Origin of the sequence: Shigella dysenteriae (genome assembly GCF_022354085.1) — a bacterium.
In the GTDB taxonomy this organism is placed as follows: Bacteria; Pseudomonadota; Gammaproteobacteria; order Enterobacterales; family Enterobacteriaceae; genus Escherichia; species Escherichia coli.
On sequence record NZ_CP055055.1, the window covers coordinates 762,521 to 785,418 of the forward strand.

21 protein-coding genes are annotated in these 22,898 nt (G+C 53.6%); 10 read left to right on the top strand and 11 right to left on the bottom strand.

The genetic code is table 11. The annotated features are described in order from the left end of the window. Positions 1-18: 18 nt before the first annotated feature. The 7 genes from HUZ68_RS03605 to thpR form a co-directional block, all read right to left on the bottom strand. On the bottom strand, positions 19-615 hold the full coding sequence (locus HUZ68_RS03605; RefSeq protein ID WP_000709670.1) for a fimbrial protein: 597 nt from the start codon (positions 613-615) through the stop codon (positions 19-21). A 342-nt stretch (positions 616-957) separates the two neighbouring features. Continuing rightward, positions 958-1,437 (bottom strand): 2-amino-4-hydroxy-6-hydroxymethyldihydropteridine diphosphokinase, encoded by a 480-nt coding sequence (gene folK / locus HUZ68_RS03610; protein WP_000215140.1) that lies wholly within the window; start codon positions 1,435-1,437, stop codon positions 958-960. Beyond that, complete coding sequence (gene pcnB / locus HUZ68_RS03615) at positions 1,434-2,831, bottom strand: polynucleotide adenylyltransferase PcnB (protein WP_010723084.1); 1,398 nt, start codon at positions 2,829-2,831, stop codon at positions 1,434-1,436. The genes folK and pcnB overlap by 4 nt, the downstream gene beginning before the upstream one ends. 59 nt (positions 2,832-2,890) lie before the next feature. Continuing rightward, positions 2,891-3,787 (bottom strand): tRNA glutamyl-Q(34) synthetase GluQRS, encoded by an 897-nt coding sequence (gene gluQRS / locus HUZ68_RS03620; protein ID WP_032151270.1) that lies wholly within the window; start codon positions 3,785-3,787, stop codon positions 2,891-2,893. Between the two features lie 66 nt (positions 3,788-3,853). Further along, positions 3,854-4,309, bottom strand: coding sequence for an RNA polymerase-binding protein DksA (gene dksA / locus HUZ68_RS03625; RefSeq protein WP_001155227.1), 456 nt, complete (start codon positions 4,307-4,309; stop codon positions 3,854-3,856). A gap of 177 nt (positions 4,310-4,486) precedes the next feature. Continuing rightward, a complete protein-coding gene (sfsA, locus tag HUZ68_RS03630) occupies positions 4,487-5,191 on the bottom strand; it encodes a DNA/RNA nuclease SfsA (protein WP_000396036.1) in 705 nt (234 codons plus the stop codon). Between the two features lie 14 nt (positions 5,192-5,205). Beyond that, a complete protein-coding gene (gene thpR / locus HUZ68_RS03635) occupies positions 5,206-5,736 on the bottom strand; it encodes an RNA 2',3'-cyclic phosphodiesterase (protein ID WP_021576965.1) in 531 nt (176 codons plus the stop codon). Between the two features lie 73 nt (positions 5,737-5,809). Here thpR and hrpB point away from each other — a divergent pair, with 73 nt between their 5' ends. From hrpB to fhuB, 6 genes are all read left to right on the top strand, one after another. Further along, on the top strand, positions 5,810-8,239 hold the full coding sequence (hrpB, locus tag HUZ68_RS03640) for an ATP-dependent helicase HrpB (RefSeq protein WP_021576966.1): 2,430 nt from the start codon (positions 5,810-5,812) through the stop codon (positions 8,237-8,239). 194 nt (positions 8,240-8,433) lie between these two features. Continuing rightward, on the top strand, positions 8,434-10,959 hold the full coding sequence (mrcB, locus tag HUZ68_RS03645; protein WP_239594033.1) for a bifunctional glycosyl transferase/transpeptidase: 2,526 nt from the start codon (positions 8,434-8,436) through the stop codon (positions 10,957-10,959). Positions 10,960-11,178: 219 nt separating this feature from the next. After that, the gene (gene fhuA, locus HUZ68_RS03650) at positions 11,179-13,422 is read left to right on the top strand and encodes a ferrichrome porin FhuA (protein WP_000124416.1); all 2,244 of its coding nucleotides are present in this window, start codon (positions 11,179-11,181) and stop codon (positions 13,420-13,422) included. Between the two features lie 50 nt (positions 13,423-13,472). Next, complete coding sequence (gene fhuC, locus HUZ68_RS03655; protein ID WP_001158929.1) at positions 13,473-14,270, top strand: Fe3+-hydroxamate ABC transporter ATP-binding protein FhuC; 798 nt, start codon at positions 13,473-13,475, stop codon at positions 14,268-14,270. Next, positions 14,270-15,160, top strand: a complete 891-nt coding sequence (gene fhuD, locus HUZ68_RS03660) for a Fe(3+)-hydroxamate ABC transporter substrate-binding protein FhuD (RefSeq protein WP_001310529.1) — start codon at positions 14,270-14,272, stop codon at positions 15,158-15,160. Before fhuC ends, fhuD begins: the two co-directional genes overlap by 1 nt. Beyond that, a complete protein-coding gene (gene fhuB / locus HUZ68_RS03665) occupies positions 15,157-17,139 on the top strand; it encodes a Fe(3+)-hydroxamate ABC transporter permease FhuB (RefSeq protein WP_085008342.1) in 1,983 nt (660 codons plus the stop codon). Before fhuD ends, fhuB begins: the two co-directional genes overlap by 4 nt. 157 nt (positions 17,140-17,296) lie before the next feature. On the opposite strand, the gene hemL is transcribed toward fhuB, so the two are convergent. Then, positions 17,297-18,577: a glutamate-1-semialdehyde 2,1-aminomutase gene (hemL, locus tag HUZ68_RS03670; protein WP_000045275.1), complete on the bottom strand. Its 1,281-nt coding sequence runs from the start codon at positions 18,575-18,577 to the stop codon at positions 17,297-17,299. Between the two features lie 165 nt (positions 18,578-18,742). Here hemL and yadX point away from each other — a divergent pair, with 165 nt between their 5' ends. Genes yadX through erpA form a run of 4 tightly spaced genes read left to right on the top strand, consistent with a single transcriptional unit; the run spans position 18,743 to position 20,649 of the window. Next, on the top strand, positions 18,743-18,790 hold the full coding sequence (yadX, locus tag HUZ68_RS03675; RefSeq protein ID WP_211180485.1) for a protein YadX: 48 nt from the start codon (positions 18,743-18,745) through the stop codon (positions 18,788-18,790). 11 nt (positions 18,791-18,801) lie between these two features. Further along, a complete protein-coding gene (gene clcA, locus HUZ68_RS03680; protein WP_000845398.1) occupies positions 18,802-20,223 on the top strand; it encodes a H(+)/Cl(-) exchange transporter ClcA in 1,422 nt (473 codons plus the stop codon). Positions 20,224-20,246: 23 nt separating this feature from the next. Further along, complete coding sequence (gene yadW, locus HUZ68_RS03685; RefSeq protein WP_120795373.1) at positions 20,247-20,312, top strand: small protein YadW; 66 nt, start codon at positions 20,247-20,249, stop codon at positions 20,310-20,312. Then, positions 20,305-20,649, top strand: coding sequence for an iron-sulfur cluster insertion protein ErpA (gene erpA, locus HUZ68_RS03690; protein ID WP_001295564.1), 345 nt, complete (start codon positions 20,305-20,307; stop codon positions 20,647-20,649). Before yadW ends, erpA begins: the two co-directional genes overlap by 8 nt. Positions 20,650-20,695: 46 nt before the next feature. Here the strand turns inward: erpA and HUZ68_RS03695 are convergent, their stop codons facing one another. The 3 genes from HUZ68_RS03695 to mtnN are packed head-to-tail and all read right to left on the bottom strand — an operon-like array spanning position 20,696 to position 22,848. Further along, positions 20,696-21,319 carry a TRIC cation channel family protein gene (locus HUZ68_RS03695; protein ID WP_000964221.1) on the bottom strand — a complete coding sequence of 208 codons (624 nt, stop codon included), beginning with the start codon at positions 21,317-21,319 and terminating at the stop codon, positions 20,696-20,698. Positions 21,320-21,356: 37 nt separating this feature from the next. Then, entirely contained in the window at positions 21,357-22,157 is an 801-nt protein-coding gene (gene btuF / locus HUZ68_RS03700; protein WP_085008344.1) for a vitamin B12 ABC transporter substrate-binding protein BtuF, read from the bottom strand. Further along, a complete protein-coding gene (gene mtnN / locus HUZ68_RS03705; RefSeq protein WP_001717685.1) occupies positions 22,150-22,848 on the bottom strand; it encodes a 5'-methylthioadenosine/S-adenosylhomocysteine nucleosidase in 699 nt (232 codons plus the stop codon). Before mtnN ends, btuF begins: the two co-directional genes overlap by 8 nt. Positions 22,849-22,898: the final 50 nt, after the last annotated feature.

The window sequence follows — 22,898 nt, forward strand, 5'->3', positions numbered from 1 at the left end:
TGCTCAACACACCATCAATTACTTATAAGCAACGGTGTACAGCGCGTTAGTGGTTACATGACCAGCAGTTACAGCCGGGCTGTTCGGTGCTTTAACGTAAGATGCGTTAAATACGTACTGGCCTTTACCTTCTGCGTCTAATGTCAGTTCCTGAACTTCAGAAGAGTTGTTCATATGGACCTGCTTAATTTCAGCAGCGCCAGCTTTGTTTTTCATGTTATGAACTGCAATGTTTACGTTCTGAGCCGGTGCAATACCGTTAACAGTGATGTTCATATTGTTATTCAGGGTACCGCTGGTGTTCGCGTAGCTTGCAGAACCCATAGTTAACTCAGCATTCTTCGGAGCACCTGGATCACACTCAACAGAAATCATGAACTCTTTCGGCAGTAAACCGACAGCAGTTGCGCTAACTTCAGCAAAAGTATCAGTAACATTCGCAGTATCCAGGGTAACCACGCCATCAGTGGTAACGCTGTGCATACCAGTATCTACCACACCCACTTTACAGGTACCGGACTGTACCATACCGTTAAAGTCGATATGACCACCATCTACAGCCAGGGCGGAACCAGAAGCCATAACCAGAGCGGCTGCGAGAAGTGCTTTTTTCATTACATGCATCCTTACAAAAATTATATGAAATTAATATTGCGAGCGGATATTACTCAAAGTTTTTGGAGGATGTAATAGAGGTGAATTATCACGGGTGTGAATATATTTATGTGGCGTATTGAATTGTTGTTATTTTAGGTCGTTTAAACAAAAAATGCCTAATCTATTTGCATGAAGTGCTATTTCATGAATGAATTAAAAAAAACTAAAATGTAAATTAAGTATATTTAATGTGTAAGGGGGGATGTGAGGAGTAAGATAAGAAAATAATTTTTTCTTGGTGGATGAAATAGCCGTATCATTTTGTATTCCTCTCGTTAAGAAAATAAAATAATACAGCTATTACCAGATGGCAGGTTGTGGTACTGCTAGTGAAGTGAGTATTTCACGTAATGTTTCCCCATCAGGAAACACCAACTCCGGCGCGATTTCAAACAGCGGCCACAGCATAAATCCACGATTTTTCATATCGTAGTGCGGTACGGTCAGTCGTTCAGTATTTATCACTTCATTACCAAACAGCATGATGTCGAGATCCAGCGTGCGCGGTCCCCAGCGTTCAGCTTTACGGACGCGACCTTGCTGCAATTCAATACGCTGTGTGTGATTGAGTAGCTCTTCAGGTGCAAGAGAGGTTTCCAGCGCCACGGCTGCGTTTAAGTAATCGGGTTGATCTTGCGGCCCCAGCGGTGGGGTGCGGTAAAACGAAGAAACGGTAAGAATGTGGCTTTCAGGGATATCGCCTAATGCTTTCAGGGCAGCATTGACCTGCTCCAGCGGAGAGGCCAGATTGCTGCCTATGGCAATATACGCCACTGTCATGCGGTACCCTCACGACGTGGTGCGCGTTTGCGTGGACGACGAGTGCGACGACGCGGTGACGGTTCTTCATCCAGCTCGTTGAGCATCCCTTTTTGGTCTGGTGGCGCGGAAACCTGGAACTCACCCCACCATTTCACCAGACGCTGCAGTTCAGCGTTACGCTCAACTTCAGCTCGCAAGGCCAACAGGTCATAAGCCGCACGGAACTTAGGATGCTCCAGCAGTTTCCATGCACGTTTACCCTGACGTCGGGACATACGCAACTGCAACTGCCAGATATCGCGGGTTAACGTTGTCAGACGTTTCGGGATTGCCAGTGAACGGCAGGCTTCGTCCAGCACGTCGTTCATCGCCAGCGCGAAAGCGTCGTGATAGGTCAGGCCGCTTTCCTGGGCGATCTTCTGTGCCGTCTCCAGCAGTGGGTACCAGAACATGGCGGCAAACAGGAACGCCGGGTTCACGCGCATATCGTTATGGATACGCGTATCGGTATTCTTCAGCACCTGTTCAATGATCCGCTCCATCGGGCTGTCGCCATTTTCCGTGAAGTAGCGGGTAATGGTCGGGAACAGCGGCTGGAACAGATGATATTCACACAGCAGCTTATAGGTTTCGTAACCGTAGCCCGCTTGTAGCAGTTTAAGCGATTCTTCAAACAGGCGTGCCGGTGGGATATCGTTCAGCAGGGTAGCGAGGCGAGGGATCGGTTCTGCGGTTTCCGGGCTGATGCGCATACCCAATTTGGCGGCAAAACGTACCGCGCGCAGCATACGTACCGGATCTTCACGGTAGCGCGTTTCCGGGTTACCAATCAGACGGATAACGCCGTCCTTCAGATCCTTCATACCGCCAACGTAATCACGGACGGTAAAATCCGCTACGCTGTAATACAGGCTGTTGATAGTGAAATCGCGGCGCTGGGCGTCTTCTTCGATGGAGCCGAAAATGTTGTCGCGCAGCAACATGCCGTTTTGCCCGCGTTGGGAGGTCGTGCGGTCGCTGACGTTACCTTCGTGGTGTCCACGGAAGGTTGCAACTTCGATAATCTCCGGGCCAAACATCACATGAGCCAGACGGAAACGGCGACCTACCAGGCGGCAGTTACGGAACAGTTTGCGCACCTGCTCAGGCGTGGCGTTAGTGGTTACGTCAAAATCTTTCGGCTTTTTGCCGAGTAACAGGTCGCGCACGCCGCCGCCAACCAGCCAGGCTTCGTATCCCGCTTTATTGAGCCTGTACATTACCTTCAGGGCATTTTCACTGATATCTTTGCGGGAAATAGCATGCTGCTCACGCGGGATCACCGTCACCTGTGGACGGGCGACTGCCTGTTCAGCCTCGCTTTCCTCGCGGCTTAGCACCTTGCGGCAAAAATTAGCGACTCGGGTAAAAATAGTACACCTCGGTAGTGTCAAACATCATTCAGGACAAAAAAATAGCGGCTAATCATAGCTCAGCATGACGCATTTGAGAATGTTGAATTTACAATTGCCGACTCAGGCACTGCGGTAAGCCGCCAGTTTTTGACGGCTGACTGAAGGATTTGCTCGACGCTGAAATCCTGCCAGTGTGCTTCTGCCTGCTGCCCCAGAAATTGAAGTGCCGCGATTAGTACCGGGCGTGGATCGCCTTTCGGCAACGCAGGCGCATGATTCTGCTTGGAAAGTTTAGCGCCTTGTGGATTAAGCGCCAGCGGCAGATGAATGTAATCTGGCACTTTCCAGCCAAAAAGCTGGTACAGCGAGATTTGCCGCACTGTCGGTTCGATCAAATCTGCCCCGCGGACAATTTCGCTCACGCCCTGGAAGTGATCATCGACCACCACCGCCAGGTTATAGGCAAACAAACCATCACGGCGATGAATAATAAAATCTTCCCGTGCCAGTTTTTCGTCGGCGTGAATGCTGCCTCGCAGCAGGTCAGTAAACTGGGTGACCGGATGCTGCTGGCGGATACGCACTGCGGCGTTGTCTGGTCCATGATGCAATTCCCGGCAATGACCGTCGTAAATACCGCCAATGCTTTGAATACGTGCACGCGTGCAGGTGCAGTAATAACTTAGTCCTTGCTCAAGTAACCAGGCGAGTGCTTCGCGATAGGCGTGGTGACGTTGCGATTGCCAGAGAACATCGCCGTCCCAGTGCAGGCCGTAATGTTCCAGCTGGCGCAGGATAGTTTCTGCGGCACCGGGAACTTCACGAGGCGGGTCGATATCTTCTATGCGTACCAGCCAGCGACCTTGCCGGGCGTGAGCCTGCAAATAGCTGCCAAGCGCAGCAATCAGAGAACCAAAATGAAGCTCGCCGGAAGGAGAGGGGGCGAAGCGGCCAATATAGTGTGTGTCTGTCATCTCTTCGAACAAAAAATAAGGCGGGAGCATTTCCCGCCTGTGGTAAACGTGATGGAACGGCTGTAATTAGCCAGCCATCTGTTTTTCGCGAATTTCAGCCAGCGTTTTGCAGTCGATGCACAGATCGGCTGTCGGGCGCGCTTCCAGACGGCGAATACCAATTTCAACACCGCAGGATTCACAGTAGCCGAAATCTTCGTCTTCCACTTTTTTCAGCGTCTTCTCGATCTTTTTGATCAGCTTACGCTCGCGATCGCGGTTACGCAGTTCGAGGCTGAACTCTTCTTCCTGGGCTGCACGGTCTACCGGGTCCGGGAAGTTGGCTGCTTCATCCTGCATATGTGTAACGGTGCGATCGACTTCATCCCTGAGTTGATTACGCCATGCTTCCAGAATACGACGGAAGTGCGCCAGCTGGGCTTCATTCATATACTCTTCGCCCGGCTTCTCCTGATATGGTTCCACCCCAGCGATGGCGAGAATACTCAGGGACGATGTTTTACGGTTTTGCCCTTCTTGCATGTTGCTTCTCCTTAACACGCACTATCGATCCCCATGTTCGGGGGAAAAATGAGGCCGCTATAAATAGCAGATGCTTTTCCGGATAGCAATTATCTAAACGTAACACTTGACAACTGTGTGAGGAAAAGCGTATTTGCGCACGCGACCAGAATGTAAATTAACCAGTTACTTACTTTACTACAATGTAACCGGCAGTGATTTTTTAAGAGCCATGCCTTCAGCAGAAATTTCCGCTTTGTAAGCCAGAATTTCTACCCCCCTCTGTTGAGCTTCTGACAATAGTTGCGCGTATTTCTCATCGATGTGGCGCGCGGGTGAAAACCGTGTAATGGCTGAATGCAGCACGGCGAAAAAGATAACCGCACGCTGGCCTTCAGCCGCTACGCTCATCAACTCCCGAAGGTGTTTCTGACCTCGTTCAGTGACCGCATCGGGAAAATATCCCTGTTCGTTCTCCGCTAACGTAACCGATTTCACTTCAATATAGCAGTCTGGACGCGAATCCGCCTGCAACATAAAGTCAATACGGCTGCGTTCTGCGCCGTATTTTACTTCGCTTTTCAGCGAGCTATAGCCTGACAGTTCTGAAATTGATTCATTAAGGATAGCCTCTTTCGTCAACCTGTTAGCCCAAAGCGTGTTGACGCAAATAAATGCGCCGCTCTGGCTTTGAGTTAATTCCCAGGTGTGTGGGTATTTCCGTTTGGTGTTGTCTGAAGTCGAATACCAGACGGTATCGCCAGGCGTTGCACAACCGGTCATCGCACCCGTATTCGGGCAGTGTAGCGTTAATTCGCGACCATCGGGTGTGATCACATCGGCTAAAAAACGTTTGTAACGCTGAATTAGCGTCGCGCGCTGTAGAGGGGGAGAAAATTCCATTGCGACAATCCTTGTTATTGCGTTAGCGCCCAGCGTTTTAGCGGCGTGTAGCGTGTGCGTCCACGGGCAAACGAGGAGGCGTAAAGGGTGAACTCCGTCACCGCATACGACCAGTTAAAACCTGGCGGCGGGATTGTCACCGCCTCGCTGGCGTCGCGCAATAAGGTAATATGTGGATGAAACGGACGATTGCTTTGAAAACAACCGCTGCGGGCAGCCTGTGAACGGAGCATATTCGCCAGCTGGATTAAGCCGCGTGGAGGCTGACGCATCCCTAACCACACCACACGCGAACGCAGCCATTGTCCGGCGTCATCAAGCGTGAGTGTGAAACCAGGTTGACGAATCCGTCCGGCTAAAAGAGAAAGCGCCTTCTCTTTCTCGGCGCTCACGTCGCCTAAAAATGCCAGAGTCAGATGCAAATTATCGGCGGCGACCGGACGTCCCGCCTCAAGTGGGAAGTGTGTGGCGCGCCAGTGGATAATCTGTTCGCGGATTTCTGCAGGTAAGTCGATAGCAAAGAACAGACGTTGCGGTTCAGACATGTGAGGCACTCGGTTATGAATTACCGCGATGCTACAATGTGGCGCGAAGAATGTTAACCCTCTGGAGCGTTTTGTGTCGTCGTTGCCCGTTGCTGCCGTCTTACCTGAATTACTTACCGCTCTCGATTGTGCGCCGCAGGTGTTATTAAGTGCGCCGACCGGGGCCGGGAAATCAACCTGGCTGCCGCTGCAACTGCTGGCGCATCCCGGCATTAACGGGAAAATTATCCTGCTGGAGCCGCGTCGTCTGGCGGCGCGTAACGTCGCGCAACGGCTGGCGGAACTGCTTAACGAAAAGCCAGGCGATACCGTTGGCTACCGGATGCGTGCGCAAAACTGCGTCGGGCCGAATACCCGCCTGGAAGTGGTTACCGAAGGCGTGCTGACGCGGATGATCCAGCGTGACCCGGAACTGAGCGGTGTTGGACTGGTGATCCTTGATGAATTTCATGAGCGCAGCTTGCAGGCGGATTTGGCGTTGGCGCTGTTACTCGATGTGCAACAAGGTCTGCGTGATGACCTTAAACTGCTGATTATGTCGGCTACGCTGGATAACGACCGCTTGCAGCAAATGCTGCCAGAAGCGCCCGTCGTCATCTCAGAAGGGCGCTCGTTTCCGGTTGAACGCCGTTATTTACCGCTGCCCGCGCATCAGCGTTTTGACGAAGCCGTCGCGGTTGCCACCGCCGAAATGCTGCGTCAGGAAAGTGGATCATTACTGTTATTTTTACCTGGCGTCGGAGAAATTCAGCGTGTGCAGGAACAACTGGCTTCGCGCATCGGCAGTGATGTGTTGCTCTGCCCGCTGTATGGCGCGTTGTCGCTGAACGATCAGCGAAAAGCGATCCTCCCGGCACCGCAAGGGATGCGCAAAGTGGTGCTGGCGACCAATATTGCTGAAACCAGTTTAACCATTGAAGGTATTCGTCTGGTGGTGGATTGTGCCCAGGAGCGTGTGGCGCGTTTTGATCCGCGCACGGGGCTTACGCGACTGATTACTCAACGCGTTAGCCAGGCATCCATGACGCAGCGTGCCGGGCGCGCCGGGCGTCTGGAGCCGGGTATCTGCCTGCATTTAATCGCCAAGGAACAAGCAGAACGCGCCGCGGCGCAAAGTGAACCGGAAATATTACAAAGCGATCTTTCCGGTTTGCTGATGGAATTACTGCAATGGGGATGCAGCGATCCGGCGCAGATGAGCTGGCTGGATCAACCGCCAACGGTGAATCTACTGGCCGCGAAACGCCTGTTACGGATGCTGGGGGCGCTGGACGGTGAACGGCTTAGTGCGCAAGGGCAAAAAATGGCAGCGCTGGGTAACGATCCGCGTTTAGCGGCAATGCTGGTTAGCGCAAAGAGCGACGACGAAGCTGCTACCGCGGCAAAAATTGCCGCCATTCTCGAAGAGCCGCCACGGATGGGCAATAGTGACCTGGGTGTGGCGTTTTCGCGCAATCAACCAGCCTGGCAGCAACGTAGTCAGCAACTGTTAAAACGCTTAAACGTACGCGGCGGTGAGGCAGACAGTTCGCTTATCGCGCCGCTACTTGCCGGGGTGTTTGCCGATCGCATTGCTCGCCGCCGTGGGCAAGATGGACGCTATCAACTGGCAAACGGCATGGGGGCGATGCTTGATGCCGACGACGCGCTAAGTCGCCACGAATGGTTGATCGCGCCGTTATTATTGCAGGGCAGCGCCTCGCCGGATGCGCGGATTTTACTGGCGTTACCGGTCGATATTGATGAATTAGTACAACGCTGTCCGCAGCTGGTGCAGCAATCTGACACCGTGGAATGGGATGACGCGCAAGGTACGCTGAAAGCCTGGCGTCGGCTGCAAATCGGTCAGTTGACGGTGAAAGTGCAGCCGTTGGCGAAACCGTCAGAAGACGAGTTGCATCAGGCGATGCTTAACGGCATCCGTGATAAAGGTTTAAGCGTGCTCAACTGGACGGCGGAAGCGGAACAGCTACGCTTGCGTTTGTTATGCGCCGGAAAGTGGTTGCCAGAATATGACTGGCCAGCGGTTGATGATGAAAGTTTGTTGGCGACGCTGGAAACGTGGCTGCTGCCACATATGGCCGGTGTACATTCACTACGCGGCCTGAAATCACTCGACATTTATCAGGCACTACGCGGATTACTTGATTGGGGAATGCAGCAACGTCTGGATAGTGAATTGCCTGCGCATTACACTGTGCCGACGGGAAGCCGGATCGCCATTCGTTATCATGAAGATAACCCGCCCGCGCTGGCGGTGAGAATGCAGGAGATGTTTGGTGAGGCCACTAATCCGACGATCGCCCAGGGGCGCGTGCCGCTGGTGCTGGAATTGCTTTCACCTGCCCAAAGGCCGCTGCAAATCACGCGTGATTTGGGGGCCTTCTGGAAAGGGGCGTATCGTGAGGTGCAAAAAGAGATGAAAGGGCGTTATCCCAAACACGTCTGGCCGGACGACCCGGCAAACACGGCACCGACGCGACGGACGAAAAAGTATTCGTAAAACGGGTATGAGCAGTCCCCTCGCCCCTATGGGGAGAGGGATAGGGTGAGGGGTAATGTGCGCGCTGATGCCCTCACCCCGGCCCTCTCCCACAGGGAGAGGGAGAAAAGCAAATTTGAGAGATATCTTCTTCTGTCTTGCAACAGAAGAACAGAAAATCGGGCTTTTGCGCCTGAATATTGCGGAGAAAAAGCATGGCCGGGAATGACCGCGAGCCAATTGGACGCAAAGGGAAACCGACGCGTCCGGTCAAACAAAAGGTAAGCCGTCGTCGTTACGAAGATGACGACTACGACGATTATGATGACTATGAGGAAGAAGAACCGATGCCGCGCAAAGGTAAGGGCAAAGGGCGTAAGCCTCGTGGCAAACGCGGCTGGCTATGGCTGCTGTTAAAACTGGCTATCGTTTTTGCCGTGCTGATCGCCATTTACGGCGTTTATCTCGATCAAAAAATTCGTAGTCGTATTGATGGCAAGGTCTGGCAATTGCCCGCGGCAGTTTATGGCCGAATGGTCAACCTTGAGCCAGACATGACCATCAGCAAGAACGAGATGGTGAAGCTGCTGGAGGCAACCCAGTATCGTCAGGTGTCGAAAATGACCCGCCCTGGCGAATTTACCGTGCAGGCCAACAGCATTGAGATGATCCGCCGTCCGTTTGATTTCCCGGACAGTAAAGAAGGGCAGGTGCGTGCGCGTCTGACCTTTGATGGCGATCATCTGGCGACGATCGTCAATATGGAGAACAACCGTCAGTTTGGCTTCTTCCGTCTTGATCCACGCCTGATCACCATGATCTCTTCGCCAAACGGTGAGCAACGTTTGTTTGTGCCGCGCAGTGGTTTCCCGGATTTGCTGGTGGATACTTTGCTGGCGACAGAAGACCGTCATTTCTACGAGCATGACGGCATCAGCCTCTACTCCATCGGACGTGCGGTGCTGGCAAACCTGACTGCCGGACGCACGGTGCAGGGAGCGAGTACACTGACGCAACAGCTGGTGAAAAACCTGTTCCTCTCCAGCGAACGTTCTTACTGGCGTAAAGCGAATGAAGCCTACATGGCGCTGATCATGGACGCGCGTTACAGCAAAGACCGTATTCTTGAGCTGTATATGAACGAGGTGTATCTCGGTCAGAGCGGCGACAACGAAATCCGCGGCTTCCCGCTGGCGAGCTTGTATTACTTTGGTCGCCCGGTAGAAGAATTGAGCCTCGATCAGCAGGCGCTGTTGGTTGGTATGGTGAAAGGGGCGTCCATCTACAACCCGTGGCGTAACCCGAAACTGGCGCTGGAGCGACGTAATCTGGTACTGCGTCTGCTGCAACAGCAACAGATTATTGATCAAGAACTCTATGACATGTTGAGTGCGCGTCCGCTGGGGGTTAAGCCGCGCGGTGGGGTGATCTCTCCTCAGCCAGCCTTTATGCAACTGGTGCGTCAGGAGCTTCAGGCTAAATTAGGCGATAAGGTAAAAGATCTCTCCGGCGTGAAGATCTTCACTACCTTTGACTCGGTGGCCCAGGACGCGGCAGAAAAAGCCGCCGTGGAAGGCATTCCGGCACTTAAGAAACAGCGTAAGCTGAGCGATCTGGAAACCGCGATTGTGGTCGTCGACCGCTTTAGTGGTGAAGTTCGTGCGATGGTCGGAGGTTCTGAGCCGCAGTTTGCGGGCTACAACCGTGCGATGCAGGCGCGGCGTTCGATTGGTTCCCTTGCAAAACCAGCGACTTATCTGACGGCCTTAAGCCAGCCGAAAATCTATCGTCTGAATACGTGGATTGCGGATGCGCCAATCGCGCTGCGTCAGCCGAATGGCCAGGTCTGGTCACCGCAGAACGATGACCGTCGTTATAGCGAAAGCGGCAGAGTGATGCTGGTGGATGCGTTGACCCGTTCGATGAACGTGCCGACGGTAAATCTGGGGATGGCGCTGGGGCTGCCTGCGGTTACGGAGACCTGGATCAAACTGGGTGTACCGAAAGATCAGTTGCATCCGGTTCCGGCAATGCTGCTGGGGGCGTTGAACTTAACGCCAATCGAAGTGGCGCAGGCATTCCAGACTATCGCCAGCGGCGGTAACCGTGCACCGCTTTCTGCGCTGCGTTCGGTAATTGCGGAAGATGGCAAAGTGCTGTATCAGAGCTTCCCGCAGGCGGAACGCGCTGTTCCGGCACAGGCGGCGTATCTGACACTATGGACCATGCAGCAGGTGGTACAACGCGGTACTGGGCGTCAGCTTGGGGCGAAATACCCGAACCTGCATCTGGCAGGGAAAACAGGGACTACCAACAATAACGTAGATACCTGGTTTGCGGGCATTGACGGCAGCACGGTGACCATCACCTGGGTCGGCCGTGATAACAACCAGCCGACCAAACTGTATGGAGCCAGCGGGGCAATGTCGATTTATCAGCGTTATCTGGCTAACCAGACGCCAACGCCGCTGAATCTTGTTCCGCCAGAAGATATTGCAGATATGGGCGTGGACTACGACGGCAACTTTGTTTGCAGCGGTGGCATGCGTGTCTTGCCGGTCTGGACCAGCGATCCGCAATCGCTGTGCCAGCAGAGTGAGATGCAGCAGCAGCCGTCAGGCAACCCGTTTGATCAGTCTTCACAGCCGCAGCAACAGCCGCAACAGCAACCTGCTCAGCAAGAGCAGAAAGATAGCGACGGTGTAGCCGGTTGGATTAAGGATATGTTTGGTAGTAATTAACATCTAAGCGTGAAATACCGGATGGCGAGTTGCCATCCGGTAAAATAACATCCCACCCAAAGTATTAACCCTTTCTTTTCATCTGGTTGTTTATTAACCCTTCAGGAACGCTCAGATTGCGTACCGCTTGCGAACCCGCCAGCGTTTCGAATATTATCTTATCTTTATAATAATCATTCTCGTTTACGTTATCATTCACTTTACATCAGAGATATACCAATGGCGCGTTCCAAAACTGCTCAGCCAAAACACTCACTGCGTAAAATCGCAGTTGTAGTAGCCACAGCGGTTAGCGGCATGTCTGTTTATGCACAGGCAGCGGTTGAACCGAAAGAAGACACTATCACCGTTACCGCTGCACCTGCGCCGCAAGAAAGCGCATGGGGGCCTGCTGCAACTATTGCGGCGCGACAGTCAGCTACCGGCACTAAAACCGATACGCCGATTCAAAAAGTGCCACAGTCTATTTCTGTTGTGACCGCCGAAGAGATGGCGCTGCATCAGCCGAAGTCGGTAAAAGAAGCGCTTAGCTACACGCCGGGTGTCTCTGTTGGTACGCGTGGCGCATCCAACACCTATGACCACCTGATCATTCGCGGTTTTGCGGCAGAAGGCCAAAGCCAGAATAACTATCTGAATGGCCTGAAGTTGCAGGGCAACTTCTATAACGATGCGGTCATTGATCCATATATGCTGGAACGCGCTGAAATTATGCGTGGCCCGGTTTCCGTGCTTTACGGTAAAAGCAGTCCTGGCGGCCTGTTGAATATGGTCAGCAAGCGTCCGACCACCGAACCGCTGAAAGAAGTTCAGTTTAAAGCCGGTACTGACAGCCTGTTCCAGACTGGTTTTGACTTTAGCGATGCGTTGGATGATGACGGTGTTTACTCTTATCGCCTGACCGGTCTTGCGCGTTCTGCCAATGCCCAGCAGAAAGGGTCAGAAGAGCAGCGTTATGCTATTGCACCGGCGTTCACCTGGCGTCCGGATGATAAAACCAATTTCACCTTCCTCTCTTACTTCCAGAACGAGCCGGAAACGGGTTATTACGGCTGGTTGCCGAAAGAGGGAACCGTTGAGCCGCTGCCGAACGGTAAGCGTCTGCCGACAGACTTTAACGAAGGGGCGAAGAACAACACCTATTCTCGTAATGAGAAGATGGTGGGCTACAGCTTCGATCACGAATTTAACGACACCTTTACTGTGCGTCAGAACCTGCGCTTTGCTGAAAACAAAACCTCGCAAAACAGCGTTTATGGTTACGGCGTCTGCTCCGATCCGGCGAATGCTTACAGCAAACAGTGTGCGGCATTAGCGCCAGCGGATAAAGGCCATTATCTGGCACGTAAATACGTCGTTGATGATGAGAAGCTGCAAAACTTCTCCGTTGATACCCAGTTGCAGAGCAAGTTTGCCACTGGCGATATCGACCACACCCTGCTGACCGGTGTCGACTTTATGCGTATGCGTAATGACATCAACGCCTGGTTTGGTTACGACGACTCCGTACCGCTGCTCGATCTGTACAATCCGGTGAATACCGATTTCGACTTCAATGCCAAAGATCCGGCAAACTCCGGCCCTTACCGCATTCTGAATAAGCAGAAACAAACGGGCGTTTATGTTCAGGATCAGGCGCAGTGGGATAAAGTGCTGGTCACCCTGGGCGGTCGTTATGACTGGGCAGATCAAGAATCTCTTAACCGCGTTGCCGGGACGACCGATAAACGTGATGACAAACAGTTTACCTGGCGTGGTGGTGTTAACTACCTGTTTGATAATGGTGTAACACCTTACTTCAGCTATAGCGAATCGTTTGAACCTTCTTCGCAAGTTGGGAAGGATGGTAATATTTTCGCACCGTCTAAAGGTAAGCAGTATGAAGTCGGCGTGAAATATGTACCGGAAGATCGTCCGATTGTAGTTACTGGTGCCGTGTATAATCTCACTAAAACCAACAACCTGATGGCGGACCCTGAGGGTTCCTTCTTCTCGGTTGAAGGTGGCGAGATCCGCGCACGTGGCGTAGAAATCGAAGCGAAAGCGGCGCTGTCGGCGAGTGTTAACGTAGTCGGTTCTTATACTTACACCGATGCGGAATACACCACCGATACTACCTATAAAGGCAATACGCCTGCACAGGTGCCAAAACACATGGCTTCGCTGTGGGCTGACTATACCTTCTTTGACGGTCCGCTTTCAGGTCTGACGCTGGGCACCGGTGGTCGTTATACTGGCTCCAGCTATGGTGATCCGGCTAACTCCTTTAAAGTGGGAAGTTATACGGTCGTGGATGCGTTAGTGCGTTATGATCTGGCGCGAGTCGGCATGGCGGGCTCCAACGTGGCGCTGCATGTTAACAACCTGTTCGATCGTGAATACGTCGCCAGCTGCTTTAACACTTATGGCTGCTTCTGGGGCGCAGAACGTCAGGTCGTTGCAACCGCAACCTTCCGTTTCTAATTTCTCTTTTGGGGCACGGATTTCCGTGCCCATTTCACAAGTTGGCTGTTATGCAGGAATACACGAATCATTCCGATACCACTTTTGCACTGCGTAATATCTCCTTTCGTGTGCCCGGGCGCACGCTTTTGCATCCGCTGTCGTTAACCTTTCCTGCCGGGAAAGTGACCGGTCTGATTGGTCACAACGGTTCTGGTAAATCCACTCTGCTCAAAATGCTTGGCCGTCATCAGCCTCCGTCAGAAGGGGAGATTCTTCTTGATGCCCAGCCGCTGGAAAGCTGGAGCAGCAAAGCGTTTGCCCGCAAAGTGGCTTATTTGCCGCAGCAGCTTCCTCCGGCAGAAGGGATGACCGTGCGTGAACTGGTGGCGATTGGTCGTTACCCGTGGCATGGCGCGCTGGGGCGCTTTGGTGCGGCAGATCGCGAAAAGGTCGAGGAAGCTATCTCGCTGGTTGGCTTAAAACCGCTGGCGCATCGGCTGGTCGATAGTCTCTCTGGCGGCGAACGTCAGCGGGCGTGGATCGCCATGCTGGTGGCGCAGGATAGCCGTTGTCTGTTGCTCGACGAACCGACTTCGGCGCTGGATATCGCCCACCAGGTTGATGTGCTGGCGCTGGTGCACCGTTTAAGTCAGGAACGTGGCCTGACGGTCATTGCCGTGCTGCACGATATCAATATGGCGGCACGCTACTGTGATTATCTGGTCGCCCTGCGCGGTGGTGAAATGATTGCTCAGGGAACGCCTGCGGAAATTATGCGCGGCGAAACCCTCGAAATGATTTATGGCATCCCGATGGGTATTTTGCCGCATCCGGCGGGTGCTGCACCTGTGAGTTTTGTTTATTGATGAGCGGCTTACCTCTTATTTCGCGCCGTCGACTGTTAACGGCGATGGCGCTTTCTCCGTTGTTATGGCAGATGAATACCGCCCACGCGGCGGCTATTGACCCCAATCGTATTGTGGCGCTGGAGTGGTTGCCGGTGGAATTACTGCTGGCGCTCGGCATCGTGCCTTACGGCGTGGCGGATACCATCAACTATCGCCTGTGGGTCAGCGAACCACCATTGCCGGACTCAGTGATTGACGTCGGTTTGCGTACAGAACCTAACCTTGAACTGCTGACCGAAATGAAACCGTCGTTTATGGTCTGGTCGGCAGGATATGGCCCTTCACCAGAAATGCTGGCTCGTATTGCGCCGGGGCGTGGATTTAACTTCAGCGACGGCAAACAGCCGCTGGCGATGGCGCGTAAATCGCTGACGGAAATGGCGGATTTACTTAACCTGCAAAGCGCAGCAGAAACGCATTTAGCGCAATATGAAGACTTTATCCGCAGCATGAAACCCCGCTTTGTGAAGCGTGGTGCGCGTCCGTTACTGCTGACGACGCTTATCGATCCGCGCCATATGTTGGTCTTCGGTCCAAACAGCTTGTTCCAGGAAATTCTCGATGAGTACGGCATCCCAAATGCCTGGCAAGGGGAAACCAACTTCTGGGGCAGTACCGCCGTCAGTATCGATCGTCTGGCGGCGTATAAAGACGTTGATGTGCTCTGTTTTGATCACGACAACAGCAAAGACATGGATGCGCTAATGGCAACCCCGCTGTGGCAGGCCATGCCGTTTGTCCGCGCCGGACGCTTTCAGCGCGTACCTGCAGTCTGGTTTTATGGTGCGACGCTTTCGGCAATGCACTTTGTGCGTGTTCTGGATAACGCCATCGGAGGTAAAGCGTGAGTAAACGAATTGCGCTTTTCCCGGCGTTATTGCTGGCGCTGTTAGTGATTGTCGCTACGGCGCTAACCTGGATGAACTTCTCACAGGCGCTGCCGCGCAGTCAGTGGGCGCAGGCCGCCTGGTCGCCGGATATTGACGTCATCGAGCAGATGATTTTTCACTACAGCTTGTTGCCGCGTCTGGCGATTTCGCTGCTGGTGGGCGCAGGCCTGGGGCTGGTGGGCGTGCTGTTTCAGCAAGTGCTGCGTAATCCGCTGGCGGAACCGACGACACTTGGCGTTGCTACAGGCGCGCAACTGGGAATTACCGTCACCACACTTTGGGCGATCCCTGGTGCGATGGCGAGCCAGTTTGCCGCACTGGTGGGCGCTTGTGTCGTTGGCTTAATCGTCTTTGGCGTCGCGTGGGGGAAACGGCTTTCGCCGGTTACGCTTATTCTCGCGGGGCTGGTGGTGAGCCTTTATTGCGGGGCAATTAATCAGCTACTGGTTATCTTCCATCATGACCAGCTGCAAAGCATGTTCCTGTGGAGCACCGGAACGCTGACGCAAACCGACTGGGGCGGCGTTGAGCGTTTATGGCCGCAGTTGCTGGGCGGCGTGATGTTGACGTTATTGCTACTTCGCCCGTTAACCCTGATGGGGCTTGATGATGGCGTGGCGCGCAATCTCGGGCTGGCCTTGTCGCTCGCGCGTCTGGCAGCGCTGTCGCTGGCGATTGTCATCAGTGCGCTGCTGGTGAACGCTGTGGGGATTATCGGCTTTATCGGGTTGTTCGCGCCGCTGCTGGCAAAAATGCTGGGGGCGCGGCGTCTGCTGCCACGACTGATGCTGGCGTCGTTGATTGGGGCGCTGATCCTCTGGCTTTCCGATCAAATCATCCTCTGGCTGACTCGCGTGTGGATGGAAGTGTCCACCGGTTCGGTCACTGCGTTGATCGGTGCGCCGCTGCTACTGTGGCTGTTGCCGCGTTTACGCAGCATTAGCGCGCCGGATATGAAGGTCAACGATCGTGTCGCGGCTGAACGCCAACATGTGCTGGCGTTTGCCCTCGCGGGCGGCGTGCTGCTGTTGATGGCTGTGGTGGTGGCGCTGTCGTTTGGTCGTGATGCGCACGGCTGGACGTGGGCGAGCGGGGCGTTGCTTGAGGATTTGATGCCCTGGCGCTGGCCGCGAATTATGGCGGCGCTGTTTGCGGGCGTCATGCTGGCGGTGGCGGGCTGTATTATTCAGCGGCTGACCGGAAACCCGATGGCAAGCCCGGAAGTGCTGGGGATTAGCTCTGGCGCAGCGTTTGGCGTGGTGTTGATGCTGTTTCTGGTGCCGGGTAATGCCTTTGGCTGGCTGTTACCTGCAGGCAGTCTCGGCGCGGCGGTGACGCTGTTGATCATTATGATCGCCGCCGGCCGCGGTGGATTTTCCCCACACCGCATGTTACTGGCGGGGATGGCGTTAAGCACCGCGTTCACCATGCTTTTGATGATGTTGCAGGCAAGTGGTGACCCGCGAATGGCGCAAGTGCTGACCTGGATTTCCGGTTCGACCTACAACGCCACCGATGCGCAGGTCTGGCGCACCGGAATTGTGATGGTGATTTTGCTGGCGATTACCCCGCTGTGCCGCCGCTGGCTGACCATTTTACCGCTGGGTGGTGATACCGCGCGGGCCGTGGGGGTGGCGTTAACGCCGACGCGAATTGCGCTGCTGCTGTTAGCGGCTTGCCTGACGGCGACCGCGACGATGACCATTGGACCGTTGAGTTTTGTTGGTTTAATGGCACCGCATATTGCGCGGATGATGGGCTTTCGACGGACGATGCCACACATCGTAATTTCGGCGCTGGTGGGTGGTTTACTGCTGGTATTCGCTGACTGGTGTGGGCGGATGGTGCTGTTTCCATTCCAGATCCCAGCGGGGCTGCTGTCGACCTTTATCGGCGCGCCATATTTTATCTATTTGCTGAGAAAGCAGAGCCGTTAATTTTTCCATATAACGGCCCTGTACGCCTGGACGGATAAAGCGTTTACGCGACAACGGATGCCCGATGCGACGCTGGCGCGTCTTATCGGGCCTACAAACGGCCCCGAATCGTAGGTCGGATAAGGCGTTCACGCCGCATCCGACAAACCATGCTGGATCACAACTTCGCAAACACCCGACGTGCAGCATCGATGGTGTTATTGATATCTTCCATGCTGTGCGCCACGGACATAAAGCCCGCTTCAAACGCTGACGGTGCCAGGTAAACACCTTCGTCCAGCATCATATGGAAGAAACGCTTAAAGCGTTCCACGTCACAGGCCATCACATCCTGATAGCACGTCACGGACTCGGCGTCGGTAAAGAAAATACCGAACATGCCGCCAACGTGGTTAACGACCAGCGGAATTCCGGCTTCTTCTGCCGCTTCCAGCAGACCTTCTGCCAGACGTGTTGTCAGCTCATCCAACGTTTCGTGAACGCCCGGTTGCGCGACTTCATTCAGACAGGCGAAACCGGCTGCCATCGCAATTGGGTTACCGGAAAGCGTACCCGCCTGATAGACCGGACCCGTCGGGGCCAGCGCATCCATTACATCACGACGACCACCGAATGCGCCTACCGGCATTCCACCGCCGATGATTTTGCCCAGGCAGGTGAGATCCGGTTCCACACCGTAATAATCCTGTGCGCCAGCCAGTGCCACGCGGAAGCCGGTCATTACTTCATCGATGATCAGCAATGCGCCAAATTCGTCGCACAGCGCACGCAGACCTGGCAGGAAGTCTGGCAGCGGTGGAACACAGTTCATATTGCCTGCCACCGGCTCGATGATAATACAGGCAATCTCTTGCGGGTATTGCTCAAACGCGGCGCGTACAGAAGCCAGATCGTTATAAGTACAGGTTAAGGTATGTTTGGCGAAATCTGCCGGAACGCCCGGCGAGTTTGGCTGGCCTAACGTGAGTGCGCCAGAACCGGCTTTCACCAGCAGGCAGTCAGCGTGACCGTGGTAACACCCTTCAAATTTAATGATTTTGTCGCGACCGGTAAAACCACGGGCCAGACGGATGGCGCTCATCGTCGCCTCGGTGCCGGAGTTCACCATGCGCACCATATCCATGGTCGGGACCAGTTCGGTCACCAGTTGCGCCATTTTCACTTCCATTTCGGTTGGTGCACCAAAGCTTAAACCACGCTCGGCGGCTTCAATCACGGCATTGCGGATCGCCGGATGGTTATGGCCCAGCACCATCGGCCCCCAGGAACCGACATAATCGATATAGGCTTTGCCATCAACATCGTACAGATAAGCGCCGTCCGCTTTTTCGATAAACAGTGGAGTGCCGCCCACGCCAGTAAAGGCGCGAACAGGGGAGTTCACACCGCCAGGGATCAGCTCGCGCGCTGCGCTGTAAAGATTTTCAGACTTACTCATGGAGGGTTCCTGATTCGTAGAAAAAGTGAATGGCTGCTATTCTATGTTATTCATAACAAGTTAAATACTCGTCAAACATCAGGCTGCTTGTACTGGTGCAATCCTGATTTCTTAGAGTATAAAAGTTTTGTGCATTTGAAACATTACGCTTTGCAAAGGATTTTCATGGAACGTGCGAGTAAAATGCCGTCATCTTATTTGTATGACCAATAAGTGATCATTGGATGAAAACTGATACTCCCTCTTTAGAAACACCGCAGGCCGCGCGCCTGCGACGCAGACAACTGATTCGCCAACTTCTTGAGCGCGATAAAACCCCGTTAGCCATTTTGTTTATGGCGGCAGTCGTCGGCACGCTTGTCGGGCTGGCTGCGGTTGCTTTTGACAAAGGTGTCGCCTGGTTGCAGAACCAACGTATGGGGGCGCTGGTACATACTGCTGATAATTATCCGCTACTGTTAACCGTCGCTTTTCTCTGTTCGGCGGTGCTGGCGATGTTCGGCTACTTTTTGGTGCGCAAATACGCGCCCGAAGCAGGGGGATCGGGGATCCCGGAAATTGAAGGGGCGCTGGAAGATCAACGTCCTGTTCGCTGGTGGCGTGTATTGCCGGTGAAATTCTTTGGCGGGCTGGGGACACTCGGCGGAGGCATGGTGCTAGGGCGCGAAGGACCAACCGTGCAGATCGGCGGCAATATCGGTCGCATGGTGCTTGATATTTTCCGCCTGAAAGGTGATGAAGCTCGCCATACGCTGTTGGCAACCGGTGCGGCGGCGGGTCTGGCGGCGGCCTTTAACGCGCCGCTGGCGGGTATTTTGTTTATTATCGAAGAGATGCGTCCGCAGTTTCGCTATACGTTAATTTCGATTAAAGCGGTATTTATTGGCGTCATTATGTCGACCATTATGTACCGGATTTTTAATCATGAAGTTGCGTTGATTGACGTCGGTAAACTTTCTGACGCGCCGCTTAATACGCTGTGGCTTTATCTGATCCTCGGTATTATTTTTGGCATTTTCGGCCCTATTTTTAATAAATGGGTGCTGGGGATGCAGGATTTGCTGCACCGTGTGCACGGCGGCAATATTACCAAATGGGTGCTGATGGGCGGTGCGATTGGCGGTCTGTGTGGATTGCTGGGGTTTGTGGCACCAGCAACGTCGGGCGGCGGTTTTAACCTGATTCCTATCGCTACCGCGGGGAATTTCAGCATGGGAATGCTGGTGTTTATCTTCGTCGCGCGGGTCATTACCACCTTACTCTGCTTCTCTTCCGGCGCGCCGGGCGGTATTTTTGCCCCGATGCTGGCGCTGGGTACTGTGCTGGGAACCGCTTTCGGAATGGTTGTCGTTGAGCTGTTTCCGCAATATCACCTTGAGGCGGGGACGTTTGCTATTGCCGGAATGGGGGCGTTACTGGCGGCATCTATTCGCGCGCCGTTAACGGGGATCATTCTGGTTCTGGAGATGACCGATAACTACCAGCTCATTTTGCCAATGATTATTACCGGTCTTGGCGCAACACTATTAGCGCAATTTACCGGCGGGAAACCGCTATACTCGGCGATTCTTGCGCGCACGCTGGCAAAACAGGAAGCTGAGCAACTGGCGCGAAGCAAGGCCGCATCAGCCAGCGAGAATACTTGAACGAAATACCAGGGTATTAGATAATGGCGATTATTATTGGGTTAGAATTTGCCCAATTGCCGATGTCGTTTGGAGCAAAATATGAGTGATGACGTAGCACTGCCGCTGGAGTTTACCGACGCAGCAGCCAACAAAGTTAAAAGCCTGATCGCTGACGAAGATAACCCGAATCTGAAATTACGCGTGTATATCACCGGTGGCGGTTGCAGCGGCTTCCAGTATGGTTTCACCTTTGATGATCAGGTGAACGAAGGCGATATGACCATCGAAAAACAGGGCGTTGGCTTGGTGGTTGATCCGATGAGCCTGCAATATCTGGTCGGCGGTTCCGTTGACTATACCGAAGGACTGGAAGGTTCTCGTTTCATCGTGACCAACCCGAACGCGAAAAGCACCTGCGGTTGCGGTTCTTCCTTTAGTATCTAATCTGTTGTTCATGTGCCGGATAAACTATCCGGCACATCTTCTCTCTTCAACGCCCATTCTCATCCAGCGCAAACGTCGGTAGCTTAAGATGCCAACGAATAGCCGCCAGCCGAATCAATAGCGTCACGACCATGCCCATCATACTGGCTGTTTCCAGTGGTACGGAAAATGTGTAATAAGCCGTAGCGTGGACAATACCGCCGATAATACAGGCAGTTGCGTAGATTTCTGTACGTAAAATCATGGGGATTTCGCGGGCCAGAACATCACGAATGATCCCGCCGCCAACGCCAGTAATGACGCCCATACAAACCGCGATTAACGGACCGGCTTCCGCATTAAAGGCTTTATTCACGCCAATGCCGACAAACACCGCCAGACCAACGGCGTCCAGCACCGGCAACATCCATTTTGGTAAGCGTCTTGGCTGGCGAACCAGCACGATGGTCAGCATGCTGGTTACCATTGCAACGACCAGATCGGTGGGATCTTTCACCCAAAATACCGGGCCGTGATCCAGCGCCATGTCGCGAATTGTTCCGCCGCCTACTGCGGTAACCACGCCCAATACCAGAACACCAAAAGGGTCCATACGCAATTTTCCGGCTAACAAAACGCCGGAGATGGCAAATACCGCTGTGCCGACTATATCCAGCCAATAGACGAGCATTGTTCAATCCCCACTGAGCACCTAAAAAGGTCAGGCGCTAATCTACCTGTGAAAGCGCATTACAGAGCTGTTGTGCAGCGAGGATAATACGTGGGCTTGCACGTTCAAACCAGTCACTCGTGAGAGGAATAACGGGAATTTTGAGCTGTTCACCCCAGTATTGTTTGATTTTAGGAATTTGGTCCGGTCCGCCTGTAATGACAATCGCCTGTGGCGAGCGTGCTAACACCTGTTCGCGGCTAACTTGCGGCCAGGGAACCCGGCTGTCTTTAAAGATGTTTTCTCCGCCACAAACTTCGAGTACCTGGTTTTGAATCGACTCTTTTCCACTGGTAAATGGCGGATTAATGCCGAATTGCAGAAAAACACGTTTTTTAGGTTTATCAGTATATTGCGCTTTCAATTGCGCGTACTGATCCAGCAGGGATTGCGCGGCTTGTTCAGCCTTATCCGGTTGCGGACTCCAGGGGGCCAGTTGACGTAACGCATTGGCAATTTGTTCAATGCTTGTCGCATCGACCCACATCACTTTTATTCCCAGCGAAGCCAGCTGGTCAACCTGCCGCTCGGCATTACCTCCACGCCAGGCAATCACCAGATCGGGTTTCAGCGCGACAATGCGTTCCAGATTCATCCCCTGCCAGGTGGAAACCTGCTCAATCTTTTGCGCTTGTGGAGGATAGTCGGAATAGCTGCTGACCCCAACCGGCGTGATCCCGGCGGCAAAGGCAAGTTCAGTGTTGGCGGGAGAAAGCGTGATGACGCGCGGTGCCGCGTTGAGCCACAGTGGCGCGAGAAAAGACAGGGCGACCAGCGCCCTGAACAGTGACTTAGCCATGTGCCAGTTTCTGCACCAGTGACTCAACCATCAGGCTGGACTGTTTAGCGGCAACAGCCAGGAACTCATCGAAGCTAAGATGAGACTGTTGATCGGCCACGTCGGAGATGGCGCGTACGACAACAAACGGGACGTTGAAATTGTGGCAGACATGGGCGATTGCCGTCGCTTCCATCTCTACAGCAATGGCCTGTGGGAAGTTGTGGCGGATTTTCGCCAGACCAACAGAACCGTTGATGAAAGCGTCGCCGCTAACAATCAGGCCACGTATAGCGTTAAGATTCAGTTCGGCAATGCAGGCCTCAGCGGCAGCGATCAGTTTATCGTCAGCTTTAAAGCCTGCCGGACAGCCTGGTAACTGACCGTATTCATAACCAAATGCCGTGACATCCGCGTCGTGATAACGTGCTTCGTCCGAGACAACGATATCGCCCACTTTCAACGTTGGTGCCAGGCCACCGGCAGAACCGGTGTTAATAATCACATCTGGCTTGCAGTGTTCCAACAGCAAAGTGGCACCCAGCGCCGCAGCGACTTTACCGATGCCCGATTTCAGAAGCGCAACCTCGGTTCCATTCAGTTGGCCGGTATAGATTTCGCAACCGCCGAGACTGATAGTTTGACGGTTTTCGATTTTGTCACGCAGCAGCGTAACTTCTTCTTCCATTGCACCAATGATGCCGATTTTCATAGATTTACTCGCGATAAGCCCGATTTGAAGGCATAGTTTACCATGCGCTT